27 protein-coding genes are annotated in these 25,920 nt (G+C 57.6%); 13 read left to right on the top strand and 14 right to left on the bottom strand.

What is annotated here, in order from left to right:
• Positions 1-93: 93 nt before the first annotated feature.
• On the top strand, positions 94-1,545 hold the full coding sequence (gene ascF, locus ACMVME_RS20555) for a PTS cellobiose/arbutin/salicin transporter subunit IIBC (protein WP_044858075.1): 1,452 nt from the start codon (positions 94-96) through the stop codon (positions 1,543-1,545).
• An 18-nt stretch (positions 1,546-1,563) separates the two neighbouring features.
• Positions 1,564-2,988 (top strand): 6-phospho-beta-glucosidase, encoded by a 1,425-nt coding sequence (locus ACMVME_RS20560; protein WP_020883838.1) that lies wholly within the window; start codon positions 1,564-1,566, stop codon positions 2,986-2,988.
• A gap of 87 nt (positions 2,989-3,075) precedes the next feature.
• On the opposite strand, the gene hycI is transcribed toward ACMVME_RS20560, so the two are convergent.
• The 9 genes from hycI to hycA all read right to left on the bottom strand — a co-directional run bounded on the left by hycI (position 3,076) and on the right by hycA (position 10,939).
• Positions 3,076-3,531 (bottom strand): hydrogenase maturation peptidase HycI, encoded by a 456-nt coding sequence (gene hycI, locus ACMVME_RS20565; protein ID WP_014171360.1) that lies wholly within the window; start codon positions 3,529-3,531, stop codon positions 3,076-3,078.
• On the bottom strand, positions 3,524-3,934 hold the full coding sequence (locus tag ACMVME_RS20570; protein ID WP_020883837.1) for a formate hydrogenlyase maturation HycH family protein: 411 nt from the start codon (positions 3,932-3,934) through the stop codon (positions 3,524-3,526). Before ACMVME_RS20570 ends, hycI begins: the two co-directional genes overlap by 8 nt.
• A complete protein-coding gene (locus tag ACMVME_RS20575) occupies positions 3,931-4,698 on the bottom strand; it encodes an NADH-quinone oxidoreductase subunit B family protein (protein ID WP_014171362.1) in 768 nt (255 codons plus the stop codon). The genes ACMVME_RS20570 and ACMVME_RS20575 overlap by 4 nt, the downstream gene beginning before the upstream one ends.
• Positions 4,698-5,240, bottom strand: a complete 543-nt coding sequence (locus ACMVME_RS20580) for a formate hydrogenlyase complex iron-sulfur subunit (protein WP_068794961.1) — start codon at positions 5,238-5,240, stop codon at positions 4,698-4,700. The genes ACMVME_RS20575 and ACMVME_RS20580 overlap by 1 nt, the downstream gene beginning before the upstream one ends.
• A gap of 94 nt (positions 5,241-5,334) precedes the next feature.
• Positions 5,335-7,044 (bottom strand): formate hydrogenlyase subunit HycE, encoded by a 1,710-nt coding sequence (gene hycE / locus ACMVME_RS20585; RefSeq protein WP_068794962.1) that lies wholly within the window; start codon positions 7,042-7,044, stop codon positions 5,335-5,337.
• A 15-nt stretch (positions 7,045-7,059) separates the two neighbouring features.
• Positions 7,060-7,983: a respiratory chain complex I subunit 1 family protein gene (locus ACMVME_RS20590; RefSeq protein ID WP_025203376.1), complete on the bottom strand. Its 924-nt coding sequence runs from the start codon at positions 7,981-7,983 to the stop codon at positions 7,060-7,062.
• Between the two features lies 1 nt (position 7,984).
• Entirely contained in the window at positions 7,985-9,799 is a 1,815-nt protein-coding gene (gene hycC, locus ACMVME_RS20595) for a formate hydrogenlyase subunit 3 (protein ID WP_068794963.1), read from the bottom strand.
• A complete protein-coding gene (locus ACMVME_RS20600) occupies positions 9,796-10,404 on the bottom strand; it encodes a 4Fe-4S dicluster domain-containing protein (RefSeq protein ID WP_014171368.1) in 609 nt (202 codons plus the stop codon). The genes hycC and ACMVME_RS20600 overlap by 4 nt, the downstream gene beginning before the upstream one ends.
• Positions 10,405-10,474: 70 nt before the next feature.
• Positions 10,475-10,939, bottom strand: a complete 465-nt coding sequence (hycA, locus tag ACMVME_RS20605) for a formate hydrogenlyase regulator HycA (RefSeq protein ID WP_032680403.1) — start codon at positions 10,937-10,939, stop codon at positions 10,475-10,477.
• A 210-nt stretch (positions 10,940-11,149) separates the two neighbouring features.
• Between hycA and hypA the strand changes: the two genes are divergently transcribed.
• The 6 genes from hypA (at position 11,150) to flhA (ending at position 16,898) form a co-directional block, all read left to right on the top strand.
• On the top strand, positions 11,150-11,500 hold the full coding sequence (gene hypA, locus ACMVME_RS20610) for a hydrogenase maturation nickel metallochaperone HypA (protein ID WP_014171370.1): 351 nt from the start codon (positions 11,150-11,152) through the stop codon (positions 11,498-11,500).
• Positions 11,501-11,503: 3 nt separating this feature from the next.
• Positions 11,504-12,367: a hydrogenase nickel incorporation protein HypB gene (hypB, locus tag ACMVME_RS20615; RefSeq protein ID WP_068794964.1), complete on the top strand. Its 864-nt coding sequence runs from the start codon at positions 11,504-11,506 to the stop codon at positions 12,365-12,367.
• Positions 12,358-12,630: a HypC/HybG/HupF family hydrogenase formation chaperone gene (locus ACMVME_RS20620; RefSeq protein ID WP_014171373.1), complete on the top strand. Its 273-nt coding sequence runs from the start codon at positions 12,358-12,360 to the stop codon at positions 12,628-12,630. The genes hypB and ACMVME_RS20620 overlap by 10 nt, the downstream gene beginning before the upstream one ends.
• A 3-nt stretch (positions 12,631-12,633) precedes the next feature.
• A complete protein-coding gene (gene hypD / locus ACMVME_RS20625) occupies positions 12,634-13,755 on the top strand; it encodes a hydrogenase formation protein HypD (protein WP_032678855.1) in 1,122 nt (373 codons plus the stop codon).
• On the top strand, positions 13,752-14,762 hold the full coding sequence (gene hypE, locus ACMVME_RS20630; RefSeq protein WP_068794965.1) for a hydrogenase expression/formation protein HypE: 1,011 nt from the start codon (positions 13,752-13,754) through the stop codon (positions 14,760-14,762). The genes hypD and hypE overlap by 4 nt, the downstream gene beginning before the upstream one ends.
• Before the next feature lie 63 nt (positions 14,763-14,825).
• Positions 14,826-16,898, top strand: a complete 2,073-nt coding sequence (gene flhA / locus ACMVME_RS20635; protein ID WP_020883827.1) for a formate hydrogenlyase transcriptional activator FlhA — start codon at positions 14,826-14,828, stop codon at positions 16,896-16,898.
• A 66-nt stretch (positions 16,899-16,964) separates the two neighbouring features.
• On the opposite strand, the gene ACMVME_RS20640 is transcribed toward flhA, so the two are convergent.
• A complete protein-coding gene (locus ACMVME_RS20640; protein ID WP_068794966.1) occupies positions 16,965-17,309 on the bottom strand; it encodes a nitrous oxide-stimulated promoter family protein in 345 nt (114 codons plus the stop codon).
• A gap of 174 nt (positions 17,310-17,483) precedes the next feature.
• On the opposite strand from ACMVME_RS20640, the gene ACMVME_RS20645 reads away from it, so the two are divergent.
• Both ACMVME_RS20645 and mutS read left to right on the top strand, forming a co-directional pair.
• The gene (locus tag ACMVME_RS20645; protein ID WP_032678858.1) at positions 17,484-17,714 is read left to right on the top strand and encodes a SymE family type I addiction module toxin; all 231 of its coding nucleotides are present in this window, start codon (positions 17,484-17,486) and stop codon (positions 17,712-17,714) included.
• A 113-nt stretch (positions 17,715-17,827) separates the two neighbouring features.
• Positions 17,828-20,389: a DNA mismatch repair protein MutS gene (mutS, locus tag ACMVME_RS20650; RefSeq protein ID WP_068794967.1), complete on the top strand. Its 2,562-nt coding sequence runs from the start codon at positions 17,828-17,830 to the stop codon at positions 20,387-20,389.
• Between the two features lie 97 nt (positions 20,390-20,486).
• On the opposite strand, the gene ACMVME_RS20655 is transcribed toward mutS, so the two are convergent.
• From ACMVME_RS20655 to ACMVME_RS20665, 3 genes are read right to left on the bottom strand one after another with little or no spacing between them, the layout of a single operon-like run.
• On the bottom strand, positions 20,487-20,723 hold the full coding sequence (locus tag ACMVME_RS20655) for a non-oxidative hydroxyarylic acid decarboxylases subunit D (protein WP_014171381.1): 237 nt from the start codon (positions 20,721-20,723) through the stop codon (positions 20,487-20,489).
• Positions 20,724-20,733: 10 nt separating this feature from the next.
• Positions 20,734-22,161 carry a non-oxidative hydroxyarylic acid decarboxylases subunit C gene (locus ACMVME_RS20660; RefSeq protein WP_025203369.1) on the bottom strand — a complete coding sequence of 476 codons (1,428 nt, stop codon included), beginning with the start codon at positions 22,159-22,161 and terminating at the stop codon, positions 20,734-20,736.
• The gene (locus tag ACMVME_RS20665; RefSeq protein ID WP_063156797.1) at positions 22,151-22,753 is read right to left on the bottom strand and encodes a non-oxidative hydroxyarylic acid decarboxylases subunit B; all 603 of its coding nucleotides are present in this window, start codon (positions 22,751-22,753) and stop codon (positions 22,151-22,153) included. Before ACMVME_RS20665 ends, ACMVME_RS20660 begins: the two co-directional genes overlap by 11 nt.
• A gap of 171 nt (positions 22,754-22,924) precedes the next feature.
• Here ACMVME_RS20665 and ACMVME_RS20670 point away from each other — a divergent pair, with 171 nt between their 5' ends.
• Positions 22,925-23,332: a MarR family winged helix-turn-helix transcriptional regulator gene (locus tag ACMVME_RS20670; protein ID WP_025203368.1), complete on the top strand. Its 408-nt coding sequence runs from the start codon at positions 22,925-22,927 to the stop codon at positions 23,330-23,332.
• On the opposite strand, the gene ACMVME_RS20675 is transcribed toward ACMVME_RS20670, so the two are convergent.
• Positions 23,329-24,216 carry a LysR family transcriptional regulator gene (locus ACMVME_RS20675; RefSeq protein WP_044865621.1) on the bottom strand — a complete coding sequence of 296 codons (888 nt, stop codon included), beginning with the start codon at positions 24,214-24,216 and terminating at the stop codon, positions 23,329-23,331. The genes ACMVME_RS20670 and ACMVME_RS20675 overlap by 4 nt on opposite strands.
• 107 nt (positions 24,217-24,323) lie before the next feature.
• Here ACMVME_RS20675 and ACMVME_RS20680 point away from each other — a divergent pair, with 107 nt between their 5' ends.
• A complete protein-coding gene (locus tag ACMVME_RS20680) occupies positions 24,324-25,532 on the top strand; it encodes an MFS transporter (RefSeq protein WP_068794968.1) in 1,209 nt (402 codons plus the stop codon).
• The gene (locus tag ACMVME_RS20685) at positions 25,529-25,906 is read left to right on the top strand and encodes a DUF4440 domain-containing protein (protein WP_014171387.1); all 378 of its coding nucleotides are present in this window, start codon (positions 25,529-25,531) and stop codon (positions 25,904-25,906) included. Before ACMVME_RS20680 ends, ACMVME_RS20685 begins: the two co-directional genes overlap by 4 nt.
• Positions 25,907-25,920: the final 14 nt, after the last annotated feature.

Consider the following 25,920-nt stretch of genomic DNA (forward strand, 5'->3'; position numbering starts at 1 on the left):
CAAAATGTGATCTTGTTTCATTCAAAGAAACTATTGATGATTATGTGGAACCGGTTTCCTACATTTCTCACAACGATAACAGGATTACATCCGATGGCCAAAAATTACGCTGCGCTGGCGAATGACGTTGTCAGCGCGCTCGGCGGCAGAGACAACATCGTCGCCGTCACCCACTGCATGACGCGACTGCGTTTCGTCCTCAAAGACGAAAGCCTCACCGATGCCCCGCGCCTGAAAAGCATTAACGGCGTGCTCGGCGTGGTCCGCAACGACAACCAGTGCCAGGTGATCATTGGCAACACCGTGTCTCAGGCCTACCGCGAAGTGGTAAGCCTGCTGCCCACCGACCTGCAGCCTGTCGTACCGGAAGGCCCGCAAAAAATGACCCTGCGCCGCATCGGTGCCGGGATCCTCGATGCGCTGATCGGCACCATGTCACCGCTGATCCCGGCGATCATCGGCGGTTCAATGGTCAAACTGCTGGCAATGATCCTGGAGATGACCGGCGCCCTGGAAAAAGGGGCACCGACGCTCACCCTTCTGACGCTGATTGGCGATGGCGCGTTCTTCTTCCTGCCGCTGATGGTCGCCGCCTCTGCCGCAGTGAAATTCAAAACCAACATGTCGCTGGCGATTGCCATCGCGGGCGTGCTGGTACACCCGGGCTTTATCGAACTGATGGCGAAAGCCGCACAGGGCGAGCACGTTGAATTCGCCTTTATTCCGGTGACGGCAGTGAAATACACCTATACGGTTATCCCGGCGCTGGTGATGACCTGGTGCCTGTCGTACATCGAACGCTGGGTTGATCGTATTACGCCGGCGGTCACGAAAAACTTCCTTAAACCGATGCTGATCGTTCTGATTGCCGCCCCGCTCGCCATTGTGCTGATAGGGCCGCTCGGGATCTGGATCGGGAGCGCGATTTCAGCGCTGGTCTACACTATTCACGGCTATCTGGGCTGGCTCTCCGTGGCCATTATGGGTGCCCTCTGGCCGCTGCTGGTGATGACCGGGATGCACCGCGTATTTACGCCGACGATCATTCAGACCATTGCCGAGACGGGCAAAGAGGGAATGGTTATGCCGTCGGAAATCGGAGCCAACCTGTCGCTCGGCGGTTCATCACTGGCGGTGGCGTGGAAAACGAAAAACCCGGAACTGCGCCAGACGGCGCTGGCGGCAGCGGCTTCTGCCATCATGGCAGGCATTTCAGAACCTGCCCTCTATGGTGTGGCGGTACGTCTGAAACGCCCGCTGATTGCGAGCCTTATCAGCGGCTTCATCTGCGGGGCAGTGGCTGGCATAGCCGGTCTTGCCAGCCACTCAATGGCGGCGCCGGGGCTGTTTACCAGCGTACAGTTCTTCGATCCGGCCAACCCAATGACCATCGTCTGGGTATTCGGGGTCATGGCGCTGGCGGTTGTGCTCTCGTTTGTTCTGACCCTGATTTTAGGTTTTGAAGATATCCCGGTCGAAGACGAGGCTGAGAAAGCACGCGCCCTGCAGAGCGCTCCGGTTCAGGCCAAAGCAGCACAAGTCTAAATTTATAGCGAGGTAAAGATGTCTGTTTTTCCACAAGGATTTTTATGGGGCGGCGCGCTTGCCGCCAACCAGAGTGAAGGGGCTTACCGTGAAGGCGGCAAAGGACTGACGACGGTCGATATGATCCCCCACGGCGCGAATCGTCTGGCGGTGAAGGTCGGTAAGGAAAAACGTTTTACGTTGCGTGACGACGAGTTTTACCCAAGCCACGAGGCGATTGATTTTTACCATCGCTACAAAGAAGACATCGCCCTGATGGCGGAGATGGGCTTTACGGTATTTCGTACCTCGATTGCCTGGAGCCGCCTCTACCCGAACGGCGATGAGCCACTGCCCAATAAAGAGGGGATTGCCTTCTACCGCGCAGTGTTCGAAGAGTGCAAAAAATACAACATCGAACCGTTGGTCACCCTGTGCCATTTCGACGTACCAATGCATCTGGTCACGGAGTATGGATCCTGGCGCAACCGCAAGATGGTCGATTTCTTTGCCCGCTATGCCCGTACCTGTTTCGAAGAATTTAACGGTCTGGTGAAGTACTGGCTCACCTTCAACGAAATCAACATCATGCTGCACAGCCCGTTCTCCGGCGCGGGGCTGGTGTTTGAAGAGGGTGAGAACGAAGATCAGGTGAAATATCAGGCCGCGCATCACGAACTGGTGGCAAGCGCCCTGGCGACCAAAATCGCCCATGAGGTGAACCCGGAAAACCAGGTCGGCTGTATGCTGGCCGGCGGCAACTTCTACCCCTACTCCTGCAAACCGGAAGACGTGTGGATGGCGCTGGAGAAAGACCGCGAAAACCTGTTCTTTATCGACGTGCAGGCGCGCGGCAGCTACCCGGCCTATTCTGCCCGCGTGTTCCGCGAAAAAGGGGTGGTGATTGTCAAAGACCCTGGCGACGATGAACTGCTGAAAAACACTGTCGATTTTGTGTCGTTCAGCTATTACGCCTCGCGCTGCGCGTCGGCGGACATGAACGCCAGTAATACCAATGCGGCGAATATCGTGAAATCCCTGCGCAACCCGCACATCCAGGTCAGCGAATGGGGCTGGGGTATCGACCCACTGGGGCTGCGCATCACCATGAACATGATGTACGACCGCTATCAGAAGCCGCTGTTCCTGGTGGAAAACGGCCTCGGTGCGAAAGACGTCATGGATGAACACGGTGAGATTAATGACGACTACCGTATCAGCTACCTGCGCGAACATATTCGTGCGATGGGCGATGCCATAGAAGACGGTGTACCGCTGATGGGCTACACCACCTGGGGATGCATTGACCTGGTGGCCGCATCCACGGGCGAGATGAGCAAACGCTACGGGTTTGTCTATGTTGACCGCGACGACGCGGGCAACGGTACGCTGGACAGAACGCGTAAGAAATCGTTCTGGTGGTATAAGAAGGTGATTGCAAGTAACGGCGCGGATCTGGCGTAGCCTGTTGCTCTCTCCCCCGCCCTCTCCCACAGGATGCGGGCGAGGAGGTGTCCAGGCCGGGTGGAAGCTACCACCACCCGGCACTGCTCACAGTCGGGAAAAACCGCCGTCCCCACGCCATCCGGCAAGCCGGGAGTAAACCTCTTCGACGGCCTCTTTCACCGGCGGCGTCATCGGATAATAAAACCCAACGATGTCAGGCTGAATGCCCAGAAACAATACCTCACCCACGTCGTCTTTAATCTGATCGACCAGATAGTTCAGCGGCATATTGTGGGTGGTCATCATAAACATCTCGGCGATGTCATCCGGATCAATCAGGCGGGTTTCACCCGGATTAAGTCCCATATCGGTTGCATCCACAATCAGCAGCCTGTCCGGGTGCAGCTCACGGATCGCCACCACATCGTTTTCCGGTGCGCTGCCGCCGTCAATAACCACCCATTCGCCCTGCGGATGCGCGGCACACATTTGTGCAAGCAGCGGGCCCGCGCCGTCGTCGCCCATCATGCTGTTGCCGACACACAGTAAAACATCAGTCACGTAATCTCCTCACCATCAGGTAGATGGCACTCTCCTGATGAATATCATGCAGCATGCTGAGCAAAATTTTGCTCCAGGCCTGCTGCTGCGGGGTTTGCACGCTCAGCGCGGCGTCGAAAGCACTGGCGAGCATCGCAATGTGGTTGGCGTCGATAACGATCTCACCGTACTTCGGCACACCCTCCATTTTGCGGCGCGCCGTACTGCCCTCCTCCAGCGTGGCGATCCACGCCAGATAGTCAGGCCACGGGCAGCTTAATGCCGTTTCGAGACAATCTATCACCCCGAGGTGATGCCCAATGGCCAGGCTGTAATAGACCACCTGCTGCGCCGCATCCGGCGTGGCATCGTTCTCATCAATAAACTTACGGCTCAGCTGACTGAACACCACCGTTTCACTCATCGGATACGCGCCTCTTCCACCACCTGATTCAGGTTCGCGACGATCTCATTAAGACGAGGATCGTTTTCCGCCTCCAGCCAGCGCGTGACCTGATGATCGCCCTGACTCAGCAGACGCAGATAATCGTCGGCAATCTGGCGACCATAGCGATACCCCGCGAGCCGGCGCGCCGTGCGATCGACCTTCACGCGCAGCGGCTGCACCATATCCGGGTGCAGAATTGCGGCAGCCTGGTTGTCGCGTTCACCCGGTTCACGGGCATGTATTTTCTGCTCCAGCAGCCCGAGCGCCATGGCAAAACCGTACAGCGTGGCCGCAGGCGTTGGCGGACAACCGGGAATGTAGACATCCACCGGAACAATTTTATCGGTGCCACCCCAGACGCAGTACAGGTCATGGAAGATGCCGCCACTGTTGCCGCAGGCACCGTAAGAGATACAAATTTTTGGATCCGGTGCGGACTGCCAGGCACGCAATGCTGGCGATCTCATGGCACGGGTAACGGCACCGGTAAACAGCAAAATGTCCGCATGACGCGGCGAAGGCACCACTTTAATACCGAAGCGTTCGGCGTCGAACAGGGGCGACAGCGTGGCAAAGATCTCAATCTCACAGCCGTTGCAGCCGCCGCAGTCCACGCGGTACACATAGGCCGAACGTTTAATGTTTTTCAGCAGCGAGGCCTTCATGCTGGCGATGGATTCCTCCACCGTCATCGGCACCGGAATGCCGTTAGCGTCGCGTGGGCCGATCAGGTTTTCCATCAGCTGGCCTCTCTCATATGACGGGTAATATCGATGCGGTCCGACGGCAGCAGGCATTTCTGCCGTTTGCAGTCCGGGCAGGTTTCAAAGCTTTCGCGATGATGCTCCGCGCGGGCATCACCGTTGTGCTGCAACAGCGCGATGGCGTAGTCGATCTCTTTTTGTACGGCAAACGGGCGTTTGCAGACACGGCAGTTGCAGAGCGCGAAACGCGACTGCTGCAGAAAATCCTCTTTCTTCCAGACCGCCAGCTCGTACTCCTGCGAAAGACGGATCGCCACCGTCGGGCAAACCTCCTCGCAACGGCCGCAGAAAATGCAGCGCCCGAGGTTGAACTGCCAGGCCAGCTCGCCCGTTTTCAGATCGGTTTCCACCGTCAGGGCATTTGACGGGCAGGCGTTAACGCAGGCAGCACAACCGATGCACTGTTGCGGGTTGTGCTCCGGCTTGCCGCGAAAGTTTTTATCGACCGGCATCGGCTCCTGCGGATAGCGGCTGGTGACCGTGCCGGTTTTGATCACTTTTTTGATGAAGGTAAACATGTTGACTCCTGCTTATGTGCTGCCTGTGCTCCGCACCCCGGATCTCTCATCAGAAAGAGGGTCAGGATGAGGGCATCAGCCTGCACAAAATCCCCTATTTCAGCGGCGAGTTCTTACGCTCGATGCTGTAGCGCTCCAGCTCTTTGTATGGCACCACCTGGCTTTTCTTCTTGCGCACATCCACCACCGTCATGCGGTCGGTGCAGGAGTAGCACGGATCGAGGCTGCCAATGATCAGCGGCGCATCGGATACCGTATTGCCGCGCAGCATGTAGCGCAGGGTTGGCCAGTTGGCGTAGGTTGCCGCACGGCAGCGCCAGCGGTAGAGCTTCTGGTTGTCACCGGTCATGCTCCAGTGGATATCGTCTCCACGCGGGGCTTCGGCAAACCCCAGCGCAAAGCGGTTTGGAATGTAGGTGAAGCCCTCAACCATCAGCGGACCGCCCGGCAGATTATCCAGACCGAAGTCGATCATGTTCAGCGCGGTGAAGACCTCGTTGATACGCACCTTCAGACGTGAAATAACGTCGCAACCCTGCTCGCTGTGCACGGTCATAGGCAGCAGGCCGTAGCCGACGAATGGATGATCGGCGCGGGTATCGCGGGCGTGGCCGCTGGCGCGAACCATGGGGCCAACGTTACTGAAATCGCGGGCGATTTGCGGATCCAGCCGGCCAATACCGACGGTACGCTGCTCAATGTTCGGCGTGCTGAGCAGCATATCCACCAGCTCCTGAACGTCGCGACGCATCTGCTGCGCCAGCTGGCGGGTCTGGATCATGTCATCTTTCAGCAGATCGCGACGAATCCCGCCGATCAGGTTCAGACCGTACGTTTTACGCGCCCCGGTCAGGATCTCCGCCATCTTCATGGAGGCTTCACGTACGCGGAAAAACTGCATAAAGCCGGAGTCAAAACCGACAAAGTGACAGGCCAGACCGAGGTTCAGCAGGTGCGAGTGCAGACGCTCCACTTCCAGCAGGATGGCGCGGATCATCTGCGCGCGTTCCGGCACCACAATCCCCATGCCGTTCTCCACCGAGGTGGTGTAGGCGGTACTGTGGGCAAACCCGCAGATGCCGCACACGCGGTCAGAGAGGAACGTCACTTCGTTATATCCCATCCGGGTTTCCGCCAGCTTTTCCATCCCGCGATGGACGTAGAACAGGCGGTAGTCGGCATCAATAATATTCTCGCCGTCGACAAACAGGCGGAAGTGGCCCGGCTCGTCAGACGTGACGTGCAGCGGGCCTATCGGCACCACATTGTTCTTTTTGCGGCCGAGCTCATTGATGAACGCGTAAGTCTCGCTGTCGGTGGTCGGGGCCGGACGCTGACGGTAATCCATGCTGTCTTTACGCAGGGGATAGAGTTCGTCTGGCCAGTCGTCCGGCAGCACCAGACGGCGCTCATCCGGAAGCCCAACCGGGACCAGACCATACATATCGCGCACTTCACGCTCGCCCCAGACGGCGGCGGGCACGCGCGGGGTGACAGACGGGTATTCCGGTTTGTTGGGATCCACTTCGACACGCACGGTGAGCCAGCACTTCTCGCCCTGCTCCATCGACATCACGTAGTAAACCGCATAGTTTCCGCACAGCTGACGCTCGTCGTTGCCGAACAACACCGACAGCCAGCCCCCCTGCTGGTAGTAGAGAAACTCCACCACTTCCGGCAGGTAGTTCACTTTCACGGTCACCGTTATCTGGTCTTTGGTTTGCCAGGACTCCTCCAGCACCACGCCCGGGAAGGCCTGGTGCAACGCGGCGAGATACTGCTGACCTTTCTTTTCTTCAGACATAAAAACTCTCTTTGATCACGCCACCAGCAAGGAGACGAACGCTAAAAATGCAAAACCAAAACCGGCCCAGGTGATGCGCGACGTCGCCACAAAACGCAGACGCGCCATGCTGTTCTCAAACAGGGCAATCACCAGCACGCCGACAAGTAGCTTGAGCACGGCAACGACCACCGCCAGCACCAGACCGGCCGCGGAAAAGTGCGTCATCTGCCCCCACGGGAAGAAGACACCGACAAACATCTGCAGCACCACCAGCTGTTTGAGGCTGATGCCCCATTTCAGCACCGCAAAGCCGTAACCGCTGTACTCAGTCAACGGACCTTCCTGCAGCTCCTGCTCCGCTTCCGCGAGGTCGAATGGCAGTTTGCCCATCTCGATAAACGTGGCGAATGCGCAGGCGCAGAGCGCCAAAAGCAACGGAAGGGAACGGTCCACGGGCCAGTGATACACGGTATGAGTGATAAAGCTGATATGGGTTGACCCCGCAACCTGCGCAGCGACCCACAGGCCGAGCAGCAGGATCGGCTCAACCAGCACGCCGAGCATGGCCTCGCGGCTGGCACCAATCCCGGTAAACGGGCTGCCGGTATCGAGGCCTGCAATCGCGAAGAAGAAGCGCGCGATGGCGAAGAGGTAGATAAGCGTAATGAGATCGCCCAGCACCGGCAGCGGCGACCCGACGGTGACGACCGGTAACGCCGTGGCGATGGTGAGCATGACGCCAGCCAGCACAAACGGTGTCAGGCGAAAGACCCATCCTGCCGCGTCCGGGGAAACGCTCTGACGTCCCATCAGCTTGAACAAATCACGGTACTCCTGGAGTACACCAGGCCCGCGACGGTTATGCATCCGGGCACGCGCCACGCGGCTCACCCCGGAGAGCAACGGCGCCATGGCAAATAGCACCAGCGCCTGAAGTATTGCCAGTAACAGACTCATGTCAGGCTCCTCGTGAAATCACAATCACAACCAGTACCGCCAGCTCGATCAACGCCAGTCGGCGGAACAGCACGGGCACGGTAGCGCTCTGCCAGCCCGGCACCCACCCCACCGGGTTAAGCCAGTCCCGCAGTTTCAGCACCGCGGCAAAGTTCTCTTTGACCGGCATGGCAAAGCCGTGCGCTGTGATCACCATGGATTGCTCGTGTGCGTAACCGCAAGCCCAGGCGGTACCGCGTGCGCGGGCGGAGAGGCGGTCGCGTCTGAAGAACAGCATCAGCACGAACGGCAGCAGCGGCGCGGCAATCAGCAGCAGCGCAATCATCGGCTGGGACACCGTGGTATGCGCCGTGGTGAGCGGCAGAGGAATGGCGTTACCCAACAGCGGAAGAAGCCACGGGGCAGCTACCCCGCCCGCGATGCAGCACAGCGCCAGCGCGACAACGCTCGTCCCCATCAATGCCGGTGCACAGCAGGCGTTTTCGGCCTCACGCGTGCTTGGTGCACCCAGAAAGGTCACGCCGTAGACTTTAGCCATACACATCACCGCCAGCGCACCGGTTATCGCCAGCCCAACCGCCAGCAGCGGGCCGAGCAACCGGGCGATAAACACCTCGCTCTGACCGAGTGCGAAGAAGGACTGATAGATAACCCACTCGCCGGCAAAGCCGTTCAGCGGCGGCAGCGCAGCCATTGCCATCAGCCCCACCAGCATGCACAGAGAGATAACGGGCATTTTTTTGCCGATGCCGCCGAGTTTTTCGATATCGCGATGACCGGTGCGGAACCAGACGCTACCGGCCCCGAGGAACAGAGTGCTTTTAAACAGGCTGTGGTTGATCAGGTGATACAGGCCGCCGATAAAGCCGGCCGCAATCAGCGCCGGTTGATTGAGCGCCAGCCCGGTAACGCCTGCGCCAATACCCAGCAGGATAATGCCGATGTTCTCAAGGGTGTGGTACGCCAGCAGACGCTGGATATTGTGCTCCATCAGGGCGTACAGGCCGCCGACGAAGGCGGTGATCATCCCGGCGACCAGCAGTACAACGCCCCACCACAGCGGTGGCTGCCCACCGGTGAGCGTTATCGTCAGAATGCCGAACAGACCCACCTTCATGACAACCGTCGAGAAGAGCGCTGCGGCAGGCGCGGAGGCATGTGCATGTGCCTGTGGCACCCAGCCGTGCAGCGGGATAATCCCGGCCAGCAGGCCAAAGCCGATCACGCCAAGGAGCCAGACATCATTCCCCAGCCACTGACCGTTAAGGACGGAGAAGTCCAGCGTGCCGAAGCGCTGCCACACCAGCCAGCAGGCCAGTGCCAGCAGCAACGTGCCAAGACGCCCCAGCGCAAACCACAGTTTGCCGGAGGTGCTACAGCCCGTAAGGAATACGCCGCACAGCGCCATGATCTCGGCCATCACCACCAGCGCGCCGAGGTTGCTGGCAGTCACGGTACAGACCGCCGCGGCCATCAGCAGATTGACCAGCAGACCGTTGGGCTGAGTGTGCTGATGGCGGTGCCAGTCAATATTAAACAGGCTGATAAACACGCCGCACAGACCAAAGGTCACCAGCCAGATGGCATTCAGCGGCGTAATTTCAACGGTGTGCCGTATCAGCGGCATCACCGCTTCGACAGATTGTCCGCCTGTTAATACGAGGCCACCAGCCACCAGCGTCATCACGCTGCCAACCGCCCCGCCGATACCGGCTATCCAGCCGCTCAGGGTTTTATGGAAAGAGAAGATCAAGGCCAACACAGCGGCGGCGGCAAAATAGGCCACCGCGCTGGTAATCATCATCACCGCGTTCATTTCGCCCCCTCGTTCAGCGCCTGAAGCAGAGAAAGATCGCCGAAATCACTGTTAATGGTCAGCTCACGCTTACGTTTACTGGTGCGAACGATGTCGCGAATATTGACCAGAATCAGCGCCTTCGTCGGGCAGGTGCGCACACAGGCTGGCCCTTGTTCATCAAAGCTGCACAGGTCGCATTTGACCGCAACGGCACGCACGCCGGGAACCCAGTCAAGCAGCGTGCTCACCTTCGCCGGCGCAGGTGGCGCTGGCGGCGCTTTCGGGGAGTTGGCATTCGCCGGGATATGCAGCGGACGGCTGCCGGAAAATTCAATCGCGCCGAACGGACAGGCAATGCCGCACAGTTTGCAGCTCACGCACAGACTTTCATTCAGCTGCACTGCCCCCTCGACACGGGTGATGGCATTAACAGGACAGACTCCCGCGCAGGGGGCATCTTCACAGTGGTGGCAGAGCTGCGGCGCAGACTCTTTTTCATTACGCATGACGCGCAGGCGCGGCATGGACTGTAGCCCGTGCTGACGGTGCGTTTCCGAACAGGCCGCCTCACAGGTTCGACAGCCAATACAGACCGTCGAGTCAGCAATTACAAAACGGTTCACCGGGTCATCCTCTGGTGATAGTCATTTTTGACGAAAAACTGTCTTGTCGACACTTCTCGACACGCAATGGTCAGGCCACGTTCGCTGAGGGATTTCCATCCATCAGCTGTTTCAGGTTGACCGGGAGATCGTGTTCAACAGCGGCGTACAGGCCGTTATAAACCGGCGCGATTTTTTCCAGATAGTGCTCCAGCACCTGCTGGCGATCGCGGTTACTGACGTGACCATCGACCATCCCGTCGGCCATCAGCTGCGCCTTCGCAATACACTGTTTTTCACCTTCTTTTGTTTCGACGTAGTACTCGATGGTGTGGCTGTTGAAGGTGTCTGCCAGGGTGACGTTTATCGTGAAATGGCCGAAGAGCACAAAGCGCATATCCCCCTGCGCTGCACAGCTCATGGCGTGGTGAAGACGGGCTTTTGACAGGGTGATGCCCTGAACCAGAGAGTTGCAGTAAAGGTGCCACTGCTCCTGTAACTGCTGATGGCGCTGCGCAATGTAATCCGCTTTTTCGCTAATTTCCCAAATAGTCATAAAAGGTATCCGGTTAATGGAGATAGCGGCTGTTAAGCAGATTCCATGCCAGTTTTTAATGCATTGATTTTTAACTCTTTTAATCAAAAGAAGGGTGTCAATCGCGCCGTGTCGACGTGTCATTTCGACAGCATTGACATCGTCACGCCTTAACAAAAATCAAGCTGGCACCGTTATTGCATTATCGGGGCAATTCATTGAGGAGGCGTCATGCACGAAATCACCCTCTGCCAGCGGGCCGTCGAGTTAATTGAACAGCAGGCGCGGGCAAACAATGCAAAACGCGTCACCGGTGTCTGGCTACAGGTCGGGGCCTTTTCCTGCGTTGAAACCAGCGCCCTGACCTTCTGCTTTGAGCTGGTGTGCCGCGGCACGCTGGCGGAAGGCTGTGAACTTCATATTGAAGAACAGCAGGCGGAGTGCTGGTGCGCGCAGTGTCAGCAATACGTCACTCTGCTTTCATCGAAGGTTCAGCGCTGTCCGCAGTGCCAGAGCAGCGAGCTTCGCATCGTGGCGGATGACGGCATGCAGATCCAACGTCTCGAAATCGAGAAGGAGTAAAATATGTGTAGTACCTGCGGTTGCGCTGAAGGCAACCTGTATATAGAAGGGGATGAACACCGTCCTCACGCCGCGTTTCGCTCCGCACCCTTTTCACCTGCCCCTCGTCCTGCAGCGGCAATAACCGGTATCACCTTCGCCCCCCGACACTCCGCTGCGGGCGACCTGCATTACGGGCATGGCGTCGCCGGTACCCACGCGCCGGGGCTCAGCCAGCGTCAGATGCTGGAGGTGGAAATCAACGTTCTGGATAAAAACAACCAGATTGCAGCACGCAACCGCGCCCGCTTTGCCACGCGTAAACAGCTGGTCCTGAACCTGGTCTCCAGCCCCGGCTCCGGCAAAACCACGCTGCTGACACAAACGCTCCACCGCCTGAACGGGCGCATCTCCTGCGCGGTGATCGAAGGCGATCAGCAGACGGTGAACGACGCCGCGCGTATACGCGAAACCGGCACGCCCGCCATTCAGGTTAATACGGGTAAAGGCTGCCATCTGGATGCACAAATGATTGCCGACGCCACGCCGCGCTTGCCGCTGGCGGACAACGGCATCCTGTTTATTGAGAACGTGGGCAACCTGGTCTGTCCAGCCAGCTTCGATCTCGGTGAGCGACATAAGGTCGCGGTACTCTCGGTGACCGAAGGTGAAGACAAGCCGCTTAAATATCCGCATATGTTTGCCGCCGCTTCGCTGATGTTGCTGAACAAAGTTGACCTGCTGCCGTACCTGAATTTCGACGTGGATAAATGCATGGCCTATGCCCGTGAAGTGAACCCGGAGATTGACATCATGCTGGTATCCGCCACCCGCGGCGACGGGATGGACGCCTGGCTGAACTGGCTGGAGAGCGAACGATGTGCATAGGCGTCCCCGGACAAATTCACGCCATTGACGGGAATCAGGCCCGCGTTGAGGTGTGTGGCATATTGCGCGACGTCGACCTGACGCTCGTCGGCAGCACCGACGAAACCGGCGCCTCACGCCTTGGTCAGTGGGTACTGGTGCACGTGGGGTTTGCCATGAGCATCATCAACGAAGCTGAGGCCCGCGACACGCTCGATGCCCTTCAGAATATGTTCGACGTGGAGCCGGACGTCGGGGCATTGCTGTACGGCGAGGAGCGGTAAACCATGCGCTACGTTGATGAATATCGCGCGCCTGAGCAGGTGATGCAGCTGATTGAACATCTGAAAACACGGGCGGCACGGCTGAGCTATACCGCCGAAAAGCCGCTGCGTATTATGGAAGTCTGCGGCGGGCATACGCATGCCATCTTTAAATTTGGCCTCGACCAGCTTCTGCCGGAAAACATCGAGTTTATCCATGGCCCCGGCTGCCCGGTGTGCGTCCTGCCGATGGGACGCATCGACGCCTGCCTTGAGATAGCCCACCAGCCTGACGTGATTTTCTGTACCTTTGGCGATGCGATGCGCGTGCCGGGCAAAAACGGCTCGCTGCTGCAGGCAAAAGCCCAGGGCGCGGATATCAGGATCGTGTACTCGCCGATGGACGCCCTGACGCTGGCCACCCATAACCCCGGTCGCAAGGTCGTCTTTTTCGGGCTTGGTTTTGAAACCACTATGCCCGCCACGGCCATCACGCTGCAGCAGGCCAAAGCCCGCGACATTGATAACTTTTTCTTTTTTTGCCAGCACATTACGCTCATCCCGACGTTACGCAGCCTGCTTGAAGAGCCGGACAACGGAATTGACGCTTTTCTGGCGCCGGGCCATGTCAGCATGGTTATCGGGACGGCGGCCTACGGCTTTATCGCTGAACAGTTCGAACGGCCTTTAGTGGTGGCTGGTTTCGAACCTCTTGATCTACTGCAAGGCGTGACCATGCTGGTTGAGCAGAAAATAGCAGCCCAGAGTGCAGTAGAAAATCAGTACCGCCGTGTCGTCCCCGACAGTGGAAATGTGGTGGCCCAGCAGGCGATAGCCGAGGTATTTAGCGTCGAGGGCGACAGCGAATGGCGTGGACTGGGGCTGATTGCAGAGTCCGGCGTGCGCCTGACGCCAGCCTACCGGTCGTTCGACGCCGAAGCCCACTTCCGCCCGCAGCCGCAACAGGTGTGTGACGACCCGCGGGCCCGCTGTGGCGAAGTGCTCACCGGCAAATGCAAACCCCATCACTGCCCGTTATTTGGCAACACCTGTAACCCGCAAACGGCTTTTGGCGCGCTGATGGTCTCTTCCGAAGGGGCGTGTGCCGCGTGGTATCAGTATCGCAATCAGGAGTCTGAAGCATGAATACGGTTGAAATGGCACACGGCAGCGGCGGCCTGGCGATGCAGCAGCTGATTAACCGTCTGTTTATGGACGCGTTTGATAACCCCTGGCTGGCGGAGCAGGAGGATCAGGCCCGCATTGACCTCTCCACCCTGACCGCGCAGGGCGACAGGCTGGCCTTTTCCACCGACAGCTACGTGATTGACCCGCTGTTCTTCCCGGGCGGCGATATCGGCAAGCTCGCGGTCTGCGGTACGGCAAACGACGTGGCCGTCAGCGGTGCTGTTCCGCGCTTTCTCTCCTGCGGCTTTATCCTTGAAGAGGGGCTGCCGATGGAGACGCTCTCTGCGGTCGTCAGCAGCATGGCGCACACGGCACGCGAGGCGGGTATCGCCATCGTCACCGGCGACACCAAAGTGGTCCAGCGTGGCGCAGCCGACAAACTGTTCATCAATACCGCCGGCATGGGGGCGATCCCTGCCGACATTCACTGGGGCGCGCAGCAGCTTGCCGTCGGCGACGTGCTGATCGTCAGCGGATCGCTGGGCTGCCACGGGGCGACGATCCTGAACCTGCGTGAAGGCCTGGGGCTGGACGGAGAATTACGCAGTGATTGCGCGGTACTGACTCCGCTTATCCAGACCCTGCGTTCCCTTCCAGGCGTGAAAGCCCTGCGCGATGCGACCCGCGGCGGGGTTAACGCCGTGGTACATGAGTTCGCGGCGCGCTGCGGTCTGGGTATCGAACTCACTGAACGCGCGCTGCCCGTTAAGCCTGCCGTTCGCGGCTTGTGCGAACTCCTCGGGCTCGACCCGCTAAACTTTGCAAATGAAGGCAAGCTGGTCATTGGCGTGGAGCGCGCGGCGGCCGAATCCGTACTTGAACAGCTGCGGGCACATCCTTTCGGGAAAAAGGCCGCGCTGATTGGTGAAGTGGTTGAGCGCAAAGGGGTGCGCCTGACCGGGTTGTATGGCGTCAAGCGGACGCTGGATCTGCCGCACGCGGAACCTTTACCCCGCATTTGCTAGAACCGCGCCAAAAGCGGTCAGCACTGACTTTCTCTTTTTTGCCAGTTTCTATTGGAAAGCAATATGCCGTATACACCGATGAGCGATCTTGGACAGCAGGGCCTGTTTGACATTACGCGCACACTTTTACAGCAGCCCGATCTTGGCGCGCTGAGCGATGCCCTGACGCGGCTGGTCAGGCAATCAGCGCTGGCAGACAGCGCCGCAATTGTGCTCTGGCATAGCGCAAGCCATCGCGCGAGCTACTATTCAACGCGCGACAATGGCAAAGCGTTTGAGTACGAGGATGAAACCTACCTCGCTCATGGTCCTGTCCGGCGTATTCTTTCCCGCCCGGAGGCGCTGCACTGCAATTTTGAGGAATTCCGCGAAGCGTGGCCGATGCTGGCGCAGAGTCAGTTATACCCGCCTTTCGGCCACTACAGCCTGCTGCCACTGGCGGTGGAAGGGCATATCTTCGGCGGCTGCGAGTTTATTCGTCACACCGACCAGCCGTGGAGCGAGGCGGAATACGAGCGTCTGCACACCTTCACCCAGATTGTGGCCGTGGTCGCAGAGCAAATTCAAAGCCGCGTCACCAATAATGTGGATTACGACCTGCTGAGCCGCGAACGTGACAATTTCCGGATCCTGGTGGCCATCACCAACGCGGTGCTTTCGCGCCTCGATATGGATGAGCTGGTCAGCGAAGTCTCAAAAGAGATCCACCACTATTTCAAAATCGACGCCATCAGTATTGCGCTCCGGGGGCACCGGAAAGGCAAGCTGAACATCTACTCCACCCACTATCTTGATGAGGCAAACCCCGCCCACGAACAGAGTGAAGTGGATGAGGCGGGCACGCTCTCTGAGCGGGTATTTAAAAGCAAAGAGATCCTGCTGCTCAACCTCAACGAGCAGGATGCGCTCGCGCCTTATGAGCGGATGCTGTTTAACACCTGGGGGAATAAAATCCAGACGCTGTGCCTGCTGCCGCTGATGTCCGGCAATACTATGCTTGGTGTCCTGAAGCTGGCGCAGTGTGAAGAGGGCGTCTTTACCACCGCCAACCTGAAACTGTTGCGCCAGATTGCCGAGCGTATCTCCATCGCACTGGATAACGCGCTGGCCTATCAGGAGATCCACCGTCTGAAAGAACGGCTGGTGGATGAAAACCTGGCGCTGACGGAACAGCTTAACAACGTGGACAGCGAGTTTGGCGAAATCATCGGCCGCAGCGATGCCATGTACAGCGTGCTGAAACAGGTGGAGATGGTGGCGCAAAGTGACAGTACGGTGCTGATCCTCGGTGAAACCGGCACCGGTAAAGAGCTGATTGCCCGTGCGATCCACAACCTCAGCAACCGTAACAGCCGCCGCATGGTGAAGATGAACTGCGCCGCTATGCCCGCAGGCCTGCTGGAAAGCGATCTCTTTGGCCACGAACGCGGCGCGTTTACCGGTGCCAGCAGCCAGCGCCTGGGCCGTTTCGAGCTGGCGGACAAAAGCTCGTTGTTCCTTGATGAAGTGGGTGACATGCCTCTGGAGTTGCAGCCCAAACTGCTTCGCGTCCTGCAGGAGCAGGAGTTTGAACGTCTTGGCAGTAACAAACTTATCCAGACTGACGTGCGGCTCATTGCCGCCACCAACCGCGACCTGAAAAAAATGGTCGCCGACCGCGAGTTTCGAAGCGACCTCTATTATCGCCTGAACGTCTTCCCAATCTGCCTGCCGCCCCTGCGTGAACGGCCGGAAGATATCCCTCTGCTGGTCAAAGCGTTTACCGCCAAAATAGCCCGCCGGATGGGCCGCAACATCGACAGTATCCCCGCCGAGACGCTACGTACCCTCTCCTCGATGGAGTGGCCGGGTAACGTCCGTGAACTGGAAAACGTCATTGAACGTGCGGTATTGCTGACGCGCGGTAACGTACTGCAACTCTCCCTGCCCGAAGTTTCCCTGCCCGAAACCCCGGTTACAGCCACCGACGTGGCGCAGGAAGGTGAAGACGAATATCAGCTGATCATGCGCGTGCTGAAAGAGACTAACGGTGTCGTGGCCGGACCGAAAGGTGCCGCCCAGCGACTGGGGCTAAAACGCACCACGCTGCTCTCAAGGATGAAGCGTCTGGGGATTGATAAAGAGAGCCTGGTGTAGCGTCATTCTGGCTGAGATCCCGCATGCAGGCGTTGGGATACGGTTGTCAGCGAAGCGCCAGAACGGTTACTTTTTCGGGCGATACTTTTCCGGTAATTCCGGTACCGGGCGACGGTCATCCATCAGGTGGCGTACCGTCAGGATGGGATGACGCCATAACATGCGTGGGCCAGCCCAGCGCATCACCTGCTTCATCTCTTCGCGCCTGGCAGGCTGATAGCAGTGAACGGGGCACTGTTTACAGGCGGGTTTTTCCTCACCAAAAACGCATTTATCCAGGCGCTTATTGGCATACGCTTTCAGCGCCTGATAATGCCCCTCTTCCTGCGAAGCCTGAGGACACTGTGTTTCATACAGCGCGATCATTTTCGCGATCGTCGCTTTCTCACGTGTAATGCGTTTTCCGGACATAACGGCTCACCAGATAATAAAGTGCATTTATAATACGCCTTTCAGCTACTGATTTCAGGTGTTGCATTCTGTTTTCTGAAGGCTGATTCCAGTATTAAGCCCACACCTGCAGTAAATCACTGGTATTTTATACAGCATCAGGAATGACCCTTGTCCACGTTGTCCGGAGGCCGTATGCACAAGATCGCTATCACCAAATCCTATCGTCATTTGAAAGTGGGGTATTTCAGAAAGCGTCATGAAGACCGTAACACCAAGATACCCAAACGCTACAGCGTGCATGCGGCGCTGAGCTTAAAGGGCGACTGGCTTGAAAAAGCGGGGTTTACCACCCATTCGCAGGTCAGAGTGGGGGTTGAGCATGGAAAAATTGTCATTGAGTTAGTGCAGGAAGGCACCTCGTAAAGCCGCGACATTTTTCTGCGCCGTACCTTTTTTTCATGCGACAATAGAAGGAACTAACGGCCACTGAGCCGCCCAAAGCGTATTATTTTCAAAGAAATGGACATCATAACTCCATGAGCACAATCGACAATTTCGACGCACATACGCCAATGATGCAGCAGTACCTGAAGCTGAAAGCACAGCATCCGGAAATCTTGTTGTTCTACCGTATGGGCGATTTTTACGAGCTATTTTATGACGATGCCAGACGTGCGTCGCAGCTGCTCGACATCTCGCTGACCCGGCGTGGCGCATCTGCAGGCGAGCCCATTCCCATGGCCGGTATTCCGCATCACGCGGTAGAAAACTACCTTGCGAAACTGGTGAATCAGGGTGAGTCAGTCGCCATCTGCGAACAGATCGGCGATCCGGCAACCTCAAAAGGGCCGGTTGAGCGCAAAGTCGTGCGCATCGTCACGCCTGGTACGATCAGCGACGAAGCCCTGCTGCAGGAGCGCCAGGATAACCTGCTGGCGGCACTGTGGCAGGACGGCAAAGGTTTCGGTTATGCGACGCTGGATATCAGCTCCGGACGTTTTCGTCTGAGTGAACCGGCAGATCGTGAAACGATGGCGGCTGAATTGCAGCGCACGAACCCGGCAGAACTGCTCTATGCCGAAGATTTTGCCGAGATGGCGCTGATTGAAGGCCGCCGCGGTCTGCGCCGTCGTCCGCTGTGGGAGTTCGAAATTGATACCGCGCGCCAGCAGTTGAATCTGCAGTTTGGCACCCGCGATCTGATTGGCTTTGGTGTGGAAAATGCCCCGCGCGGACTGTGTGCCGCGGGTTGCCTGCTGCAGTACGTCAAAGATACCCAGCGCACCACCCTGCCGCATATCCGCTCGATCACGATGGAGCGTCAGCAGGACAGCATCATTATGGATGCCGCGACGCGTCGTAATCTGGAGATCACCCAGAATCTGGCCGGAGGCGTGGAAAACACCCTCGCTTCCGTCCTCGACAGCACGGTGACGCCGATGGGCAGCCGTATGTTAAAACGCTGGCTGCATATGCCCATTCGCGATACCGACACGCTTACCTGTCGTCAGCAGACGATTGCCGCATTGCAGGATCGCTACAATGAACTGCAGCCCGTGCTGCGTCAGGTCGGCGATCTGGAGCGTATTCTTGCGCGTCTGGCGCTGCGTACGGCACGTCCGCGCGACCTCGCCCGCATGCGTCATGCCTTCCAGCAGTTGCCGGAATTGCGCAGCCTGCTCGCCGATGTGGATAGCGCGCCGGTGCAGAAACTGCGTGAAACCATGGGTGAATTTAGCGAGCTGCGCGAGCTGCTCGAACGCGCCATTATTGACGCACCTCCGGTTCTGGTGCGTGACGGCGGCGTAATTGCCCCGGGCTACAACGAAGAGCTGGATGAATGGCGTGCGCTGGCCGACGGTGCCACGGACTACCTGGATAAGCTGGAAATTCGCGAGCGCGAACGCCTTGGGCTTGATACCCTCAAAGTGGGCTATAACGCGGTTCACGGTTACTACATTCAGATCAGCCGTGGACAAAGCCATCTGGCCCCCATCCACTACGTGCGCCGCCAGACGCTGAAAAACGCTGAGCGTTACATTATCCCTGAACTGAAAGAGTATGAGGACAAAGTTCTCACCTCGAAAGGCAAGGCGCTGGCGCTGGAGAAACAGCTGTATGAAGAGCTGTTCGACATGCTGATGCCGCACCTTGCAGACCTGCAGTCAAGCGCCAGTGCGCTGGCAGAGCTGGACGTGCTGGTCAACCTGGCAGAACGCGCTGAAACGCTGAACTACACCTGCCCGACCTTTACCGATAAACCCGGTATTCGCATCACCGAAGGCCGTCATCCGGTTGTGGAACGGGTGCTGAACGAGCCGTTCATCGCCAACCCGCTAAGCCTGTCGCCACAGAGAAGAATGCTGATCATTACCGGTCCAAACATGGGCGGTAAAAGTACCTATATGCGCCAGACAGCGCTTATCGCTCTGCTCGCCTATATCGGCAGCTACGTTCCTGCGCAAAAAGTGGAGATTGGCCCTATCGACCGTATCTTTACCCGTGTCGGGGCAGCGGACGATCTGGCCAGCGGCCGCTCAACCTTTATGGTGGAGATGACCGAAACCGCCAATATTCTGCATAACGCGACCGAATACAGCCTGGTATTGATGGATGAAGTCGGGCGCGGCACATCAACCTATGATGGTCTGTCACTGGCATGGGCCTGCGCTGAAAACCTTGCCAATAAGATCAAGGCAATGACGCTGTTCGCAACCCACTATTTCGAGCTGACACAGTTGCCAGAAAAGATGGAAGGCGTGGCAAACGTCCACCTCGATGCGCTGGAACACGGCGATACCATCGCCTTTATGCACACCGTACAGGATGGTGCCGCAAGCAAGAGCTATGGCCTGGCCGTGGCCGCGCTGGCGGGGGTTCCTAAAGAGGTGATCAAACGTGCGAGACAGAAATTGCGTGAGCTGGAGAGCCTGTCACCGAATGCCGCGGCCACGCAGATTGATGGCACGCAAATGTCGTTGCTAGCCCCGGCAGAAGAGACGTCACCGGCCGTTGAGGCGCTGGAAAATCTCGATCCGGACTCGCTCACGCCGCGTCAGGCGCTGGAGTGGATTTATCGCCTGAAAAGCCTGGTGTAATCTGCACCCGGTGGCGCAATGCTTACCGGGCCTGCCGGGAAGTAGCGGTATCTGAAACAAACAGGCCGGGTAAGGCGAAACCGCCACCCGGCTTTTTTTAGCGCTTATCATCGGCCAGTAACGGCGGGATCGTCGGCACCTGTGGTGCGTCATCGATATCCTTCTGCGTCATGCGAAACGCTTGTGGATAATGATCGCGGTGGGTCCGGCGTAGCGGCTCCGTGTCACGCCAGGTATACAGACAATGCTGGCACTGATAGACAGTCCAGACCCCTTTCACCGGTGATGTTGCCATCACCTCAATATGCTCATCAGCACAACGTGGACATATCATCTTTTCCTCCTTATTGGCGTGCAGCCAGCATCGCAGTCAGTTTTTCGGCCCAGGCTTTGGTTTCAGGTAAATCCTGTACCGGCTGGCTGAAGTGGCCCCGGTTGTCGGGTGCAACAGGCGTGGTGGCATCAATAATCAATTTGTCGGTAATACCTGCCGGGCTGGAGCCCGGGTCCAGTTCAAGTACCGACATATTCGACAACTGCACCAGATCGCCCGCCGGGTTCACCTTCGAGGACAGCGCCCACATCACCTGCGGCAGGTTGAACGGGTCAACGTCTTCATCAACCATAATCACCATCTTCACGTAGCCCAGGCCGTGCGGCGTGGTCATAGCACGTAAGCCGACTGCGCGGGCAAAGCCACCGTAGCGTTTTTTGGTGGAGATAATCGCCAGCAAACCGTGGGTATACATGGCATTGACCGCCTGCACTTCCGGAAATTCTGCTTTCAGCTGCTGGTAGAGCGGTACACAGGTAGCCGGGCCCATCAGGTAGTCAATTTCGGTCCACGGCATACCGAGGTAGAGGGATTCAAAAATGGGTTTTGTGCGGTAAGACACTTTATCAATACGCACCACCGTCATGTTACGGCCACCAGAGTAGTGCCCGGTAAACTCACCAAAGGGTCCTTCGATTTCGCGCTTGCGGCCTTCAATCACCCCTTCCAGAATGACTTCAGATCCCCACGGTACATCAAAGCCGGTCAGCGGTGCCGTCGCAATGGGATAGGGGCTTTCGCGCAGCGCACCGGCCATCTCATACTCAGATTGATCGTATTTCAGCGGCGTCGCGCCCATAAGTGTAATAATCGGATCATTGCCAAGCGTAATCGCGACCGGCAGATCTTCACCGCGCTCTTCCGCTTTATGCAGATGCAGGGCGATATCGTGCATCGGAACCGGTTGCAGACCCAGCTTACGTTTTCCCTTCACTTCCATGCGATAGATACCGACGTTCTGCTTGCCGAAGTTATCCGCATCAAGCGGGTCGCGCGAAACGACGCACGCTTTGTCGAGATAAAAACCGCCGTCACCGTCGTTCAGACGGAACAGTGGCAGGATGTCGAAAAGGTTAATGTCTTCACCCTCCACCGTATTTTGAGCCCAGGCGGGATCTGCACGGCGCTCTGGCGTGACGGGGAATTTATCCCAGCGGCGAATAAACTCATCAATCTGTTTTTTGACGGGGGTGTTCGCGGGCAGTCCCATAGAAATGGCGTGATTCTGCCAGGATCCAATGGTGTTCATTACCACCCGGGCATCGGTAAACCCGCGAATATTATCGAACCACAGCGCCGGTGCGCCGTCGCCAATACGGCCTGTGGCATTGGCTGCCGCGGCCAGGTCCGGTTCTGCATTCACCTCTTCTTCAATTTTCAGCAGTTGCCCTTGCTCATCGAGCGCCTGCAGGAAGCTTCTCAAATCATCAAATGCCATCTTTATTCTCCTGTGAAAAATGTTTTGCTTCCCGCAACCCGTTCCAGCGGCGCGCTTTTTTGTGCTCCAGACCAAACTGGTCGAGCACGCGGGTCACAATGTGATGGGTGATATCGTCGGCGGTCTGCGGGTGGTTGTAATACGCGGGCATCGGCGGCACCATTGCCACGCCCATACGGGACAGTGCGAGCATATTCTCGAGATGAATGGTGCTGAGTGGGGTTTCACGAGGAACCAGCACCAGTTTGCGCCCCTCTTTCAGCACCACATCTGCCGCACGGCCCACCAGTCCTTCGGCATAGCCTGCGCGAATGCCTGCCAGCGTTTTCATACTGCAGGGAATGACGATCATGCCGTCGGTGCGAAACGAGCCGGATGAGATAGTGGCAGCCTGATCGGCCGGGCTGTGGACAACATCGGCCAGCGCAGCCACATCCTGTGCGGTGTAGGGCGTCTCCAGCTCAATGGTGGTTTTTGCCCATTTCGACATGACCAGATGGGTCTCCACCGCCGGCATGTCACGTAATGCCTGCAGCAACGCTACGCCCAGCGGCGCTCCCGTTGCGCCCGTCATTCCAACTATCAATCTCATTCAGCACCTCAATTAATTCGTTCGCATACGAACATATTAAATACGTTACTCCCGGATCCTGTTTCTGACAATATTGTTCGTACACGATCACATTAATTGCTAAAAATTGCCGCGTTAAAATCCTGGGCAAGAGCGGCTATCATAGGGAGAGAATTTTTCGTCGGAGTGTTCATGGAACTGAGACAAGAGGCGTTTCACCTGTTACGCCAGCTTTTTCAACAGCATACTGCCCGTTGGCAACATGCATTGCCGGAACTGACCAAACCGCAGTACGCGGTATTGCGGTCTATTGCCGAAAATCCGGGGATTGAGCAAGTTGCTCTGACAGAAGTGGCGGTCAGCACAAAGGCGACGCTCGCGGAGATGCTGAGCCGCATGGAGGCGCGTGGACTGGTAAAACGCGAGCACGATCCGGCGGACAAGCGCCGTCGTTTCGTCTTTCTGACGCCGGAAGGTGAAGCGCTGCTTGCCAGCTGTAAACCGATCGGCAATGACGTGGACGAGGCGTTTTTAGGGCGGCTGAGCAACGACGAGCGGGCGCAATTCTCCGCACTCGTCAAAAAAATGATGCGCGACTAGTTAACCCGGGTGCGCATAAAGTCGATAAAGGTGCGCACTTTCGCGGGCACATGCGGGGCATCGGGATAAACCGCATAGATGCCCTGCCGCGCAAAGGTATATTCCGGTAAAACCGACACCAGCTTGCCGTCATCAAGCGCATGGCGCACCAGCCACTCCGGCAACAGCGCCACACCGCATCCCGCGAGCGCAAAGGCCATCAGCGCCTGAGCACTGTCCGCAAACAAACGCGGTGCTTTTTTAATTTCCAGCGTGGCGGGCTCACCGCTGGCATCGTTCACCTGCCAGCGCAGCGGCGAGGCTAAGCGCTCATGAATAATCCAGTCAGCTTTCGCCAGCTGTTCAAGCGATTCTACAGGATGGTTACGCAGCCAGCCGGGCGTCGCTACGGGGAAAATAGTGAACTGCGTTATCAATGCCGCGTGGTAGCGTGAATCGGCAAGGGTTCCCAGCCGGATGGCGACATCAAAGCGCTCTGAAATCAGATCGGCATGCAGTGAAGACGAAACGTGACGCACGCGAAGGTCCGGGTGTTGCTGGCTAAACTCAGCCAGTAACGGGACCACAACCTGCGAGCCGTACTCCGGTGTGGTGGTGATCCGCAACTCCCCCGTAAGACCTGCATGGTTTGCACGGACGTCGTCCTTCAGGCGTTCCGCGTCCTTTAAAAGCGCGACGCTCCGTTGATGGAAAAGCCTCCCTGCCTCGGTTAACGTCAGTCGACGGGTGGAACGCAGCAACAGGGTGACACCCAGTTCATCTTCCAGCTGGCGGATATTGAAGCTGACCACCGCTTTTGTCAGCCCCATTGCCTCTGCTGCGGCGGTGAAACTCCCGGTATCTGCGACGGCGACAAACATCGCGGTACGCTGCAAATTAATCATTGTCAGCCCTATTACTGTCAAAAATTTTTTGACAGTATATCGCGCTTTATAACGTTTATCCGTACCTCCCTGCCCGATACGATACGCCCCTCACTGGAGGTGCCGCCATGTCGTATCGCAGCAAAGTCGCCGTTGTCTATCTGCTGGGCTTTTTTCTTGATTTAATTAATATGTTTATCGCCAGCGTCGCTTTTCCGTCAATGGCTCAGGCGTTCAACGCCACGCCCTCATCGCTTGCCTGGGTCAGTAACGGCTATATTGCCGGTCTGACACTCGTCATCCCCTTCAGCACCCTGCTGACGCGCAGACTCGGGCCGAAGCATGTCATTCTGCTTTCGCTTTTTCTCTTTAGCGCCGCCTCCGTTGCGGCAGGTTTGTCGTCCTCACTTGAGAGCCTGATTGCCTGGCGAGTGCTGCAGGGCATGGGAGGGGGTTTACTGATCCCGGTCGGACAGGCGCTGACCTGGCAACAGTTTAAACCCCATGAGCGTGCCAGGCTCTCCTCAGCGGTCATGCTGGTTGCATTGCTTGCGCCTGCATGCTCACCCGCCGTGGGGGGAGTGCTGGTTCAGGCACTCAGCTGGCGATGGATATTTTTTGCCACAACGCCTGTCGCCGCCGTGACGTTTTTCCTGGCCTGCGTGTGGCTTAAGAATGAGAGGCCCCCCGTGAAAGCGAGCAGGCTGTTAAACCTGCCCCTGCTGGCCGACCCGCTGCTGCGTTTTTCCATGCTTGTCTATTTGTGCGTACCCGGCATGTTTATTGGGGTGAACGTCACGGGGATGTATTATCTTCAGAGCGAGGCGCACATGACACCTGCCGCAACGGGGATGCTGATGCTGCCATGGTCTCTGGCCTCGTTTATGGCGATCACCGCGACCGGACGTTATTTTAACCGCGTGGGTCCCCGGCCTCTCATTGTCGTGGGTTGCCTGTTACAGGCGCTGGGCGTTTTACTGCTGCTTAACGTCAGCCCGACTACCACAGTGTTGTTACCTGGCGTCGCGTTTACGTTAATGGGCGCGGGCGGCAGTCTTTGCAGCAGTACGGCGCAAAGCAGCGCTTTTTTAACGACAGCGCGCGACGAGATGCCTGACGCCAGCGCGCTATGGAATCTTAATCGTCAGATCAGTTTTTTTGCCGGGGCATTCCTGCTCTCGCAGGTGCTGAACCTGACACTGGCGTTTTTCACGCCGCTCGCCGCATGGCACTGGATGTTTAGTGTTGCTGCGGCCATCACATTACTGCCCGTCGTGTACGTCTTTCGTCTTAACAACACGCAGGTGCTTTCAGAGGTGCAACAGGAGAAACCATGACCCATTTCGAACAGGACATTATCGACGTTCACGTTATGCTGGAGAACTGGTTGGGTAAGGGCGAAGGGGATGTTGACGCCCTGCTTGCCCACTTTCAGCCGGATTTTATGATGCTCACCCCAGGTGGCGTCCATTTTGACTATAACGCGCTTGTCGGTTTCCTGGACCTTCAGCGCGGCAGCCGTCCTGGTCTGGAGATTGTTCTTGATGAGATAACGACGCTACAGACGTGGGCCAACGGCGCAGTGCTTCACTACCGGGAAACGCAAACTCGCCCGGATCAGCCCGTCAATGTGCGCTGGTCAACCGCCGTGCTCAATCAGAAGGATGGCAAGATAACGTGGCGTTTGCTGCACGAAACGGCACAACCGTAACGCAAAAGAAAAAG

The sequence above is a fragment of the Enterobacter cloacae complex sp. 2024EL-00711 genome (genome assembly GCF_047529885.1).
Lineage (GTDB): Bacteria > Pseudomonadota > Gammaproteobacteria > Enterobacterales > Enterobacteriaceae > Enterobacter > Enterobacter ludwigii.

Coding starts and splice junctions, on each gene's coding strand:
- ascF (WP_044858075.1), top strand. CDS start 94: ATGGCCAAAAATTACGCTGCGCTGGCGAATGACGTTGTCAGCGCGCTC.
- ACMVME_RS20560 (WP_020883838.1), top strand. CDS start 1,564: ATGTCTGTTTTTCCACAAGGATTTTTATGGGGCGGCGCGCTTGCCGCC.
- ACMVME_RS20570 (WP_020883837.1), bottom strand. CDS start 3,934: ATGAGTGAAACGGTGGTGTTCAGTCAGCTGAGCCGTAAGTTTATTGAT.
- ACMVME_RS20575 (WP_014171362.1), bottom strand. CDS start 4,698: ATGGAAAACCTGATCGGCCCACGCGACGCTAACGGCATTCCGGTGCCG.
- ACMVME_RS20580 (WP_068794961.1), bottom strand. CDS start 5,240: ATGTTTACCTTCATCAAAAAAGTGATCAAAACCGGCACGGTCACCAGC.
- hycE (WP_068794962.1), bottom strand. CDS start 7,044: ATGTCTGAAGAAAAGAAAGGTCAGCAGTATCTCGCCGCGTTGCACCAG.
- ACMVME_RS20590 (WP_025203376.1), bottom strand. CDS start 7,983: ATGAGTCTGTTACTGGCAATACTTCAGGCGCTGGTGCTATTTGCCATG.
- hycC (WP_068794963.1), bottom strand. CDS start 9,799: ATGAACGCGGTGATGATGATTACCAGCGCGGTGGCCTATTTTGCCGCC.
- hycA (WP_032680403.1), bottom strand. CDS start 10,939: ATGACTATTTGGGAAATTAGCGAAAAAGCGGATTACATTGCGCAGCGC.
- hypA (WP_014171370.1), top strand. CDS start 11,150: ATGCACGAAATCACCCTCTGCCAGCGGGCCGTCGAGTTAATTGAACAG.
- hypB (WP_068794964.1), top strand. CDS start 11,504: ATGTGTAGTACCTGCGGTTGCGCTGAAGGCAACCTGTATATAGAAGGG.
- ACMVME_RS20620 (WP_014171373.1), top strand. CDS start 12,358: ATGTGCATAGGCGTCCCCGGACAAATTCACGCCATTGACGGGAATCAG.
- hypD (WP_032678855.1), top strand. CDS start 12,634: ATGCGCTACGTTGATGAATATCGCGCGCCTGAGCAGGTGATGCAGCTG.
- hypE (WP_068794965.1), top strand. CDS start 13,752: ATGAATACGGTTGAAATGGCACACGGCAGCGGCGGCCTGGCGATGCAG.
- flhA (WP_020883827.1), top strand. CDS start 14,826: ATGCCGTATACACCGATGAGCGATCTTGGACAGCAGGGCCTGTTTGAC.
- ACMVME_RS20640 (WP_068794966.1), bottom strand. CDS start 17,309: ATGTCCGGAAAACGCATTACACGTGAGAAAGCGACGATCGCGAAAATG.
- ACMVME_RS20645 (WP_032678858.1), top strand. CDS start 17,484: ATGCACAAGATCGCTATCACCAAATCCTATCGTCATTTGAAAGTGGGG.
- mutS (WP_068794967.1), top strand. CDS start 17,828: ATGAGCACAATCGACAATTTCGACGCACATACGCCAATGATGCAGCAG.
- ACMVME_RS20655 (WP_014171381.1), bottom strand. CDS start 20,723: ATGATATGTCCACGTTGTGCTGATGAGCATATTGAGGTGATGGCAACA.
- ACMVME_RS20660 (WP_025203369.1), bottom strand. CDS start 22,161: ATGGCATTTGATGATTTGAGAAGCTTCCTGCAGGCGCTCGATGAGCAA.
- ACMVME_RS20665 (WP_063156797.1), bottom strand. CDS start 22,753: ATGAGATTGATAGTTGGAATGACGGGCGCAACGGGAGCGCCGCTGGGC.
- ACMVME_RS20670 (WP_025203368.1), top strand. CDS start 22,925: ATGGAACTGAGACAAGAGGCGTTTCACCTGTTACGCCAGCTTTTTCAA.
- ACMVME_RS20675 (WP_044865621.1), bottom strand. CDS start 24,216: ATGATTAATTTGCAGCGTACCGCGATGTTTGTCGCCGTCGCAGATACC.
- ACMVME_RS20680 (WP_068794968.1), top strand. CDS start 24,324: ATGTCGTATCGCAGCAAAGTCGCCGTTGTCTATCTGCTGGGCTTTTTT.
- ACMVME_RS20685 (WP_014171387.1), top strand. CDS start 25,529: ATGACCCATTTCGAACAGGACATTATCGACGTTCACGTTATGCTGGAG.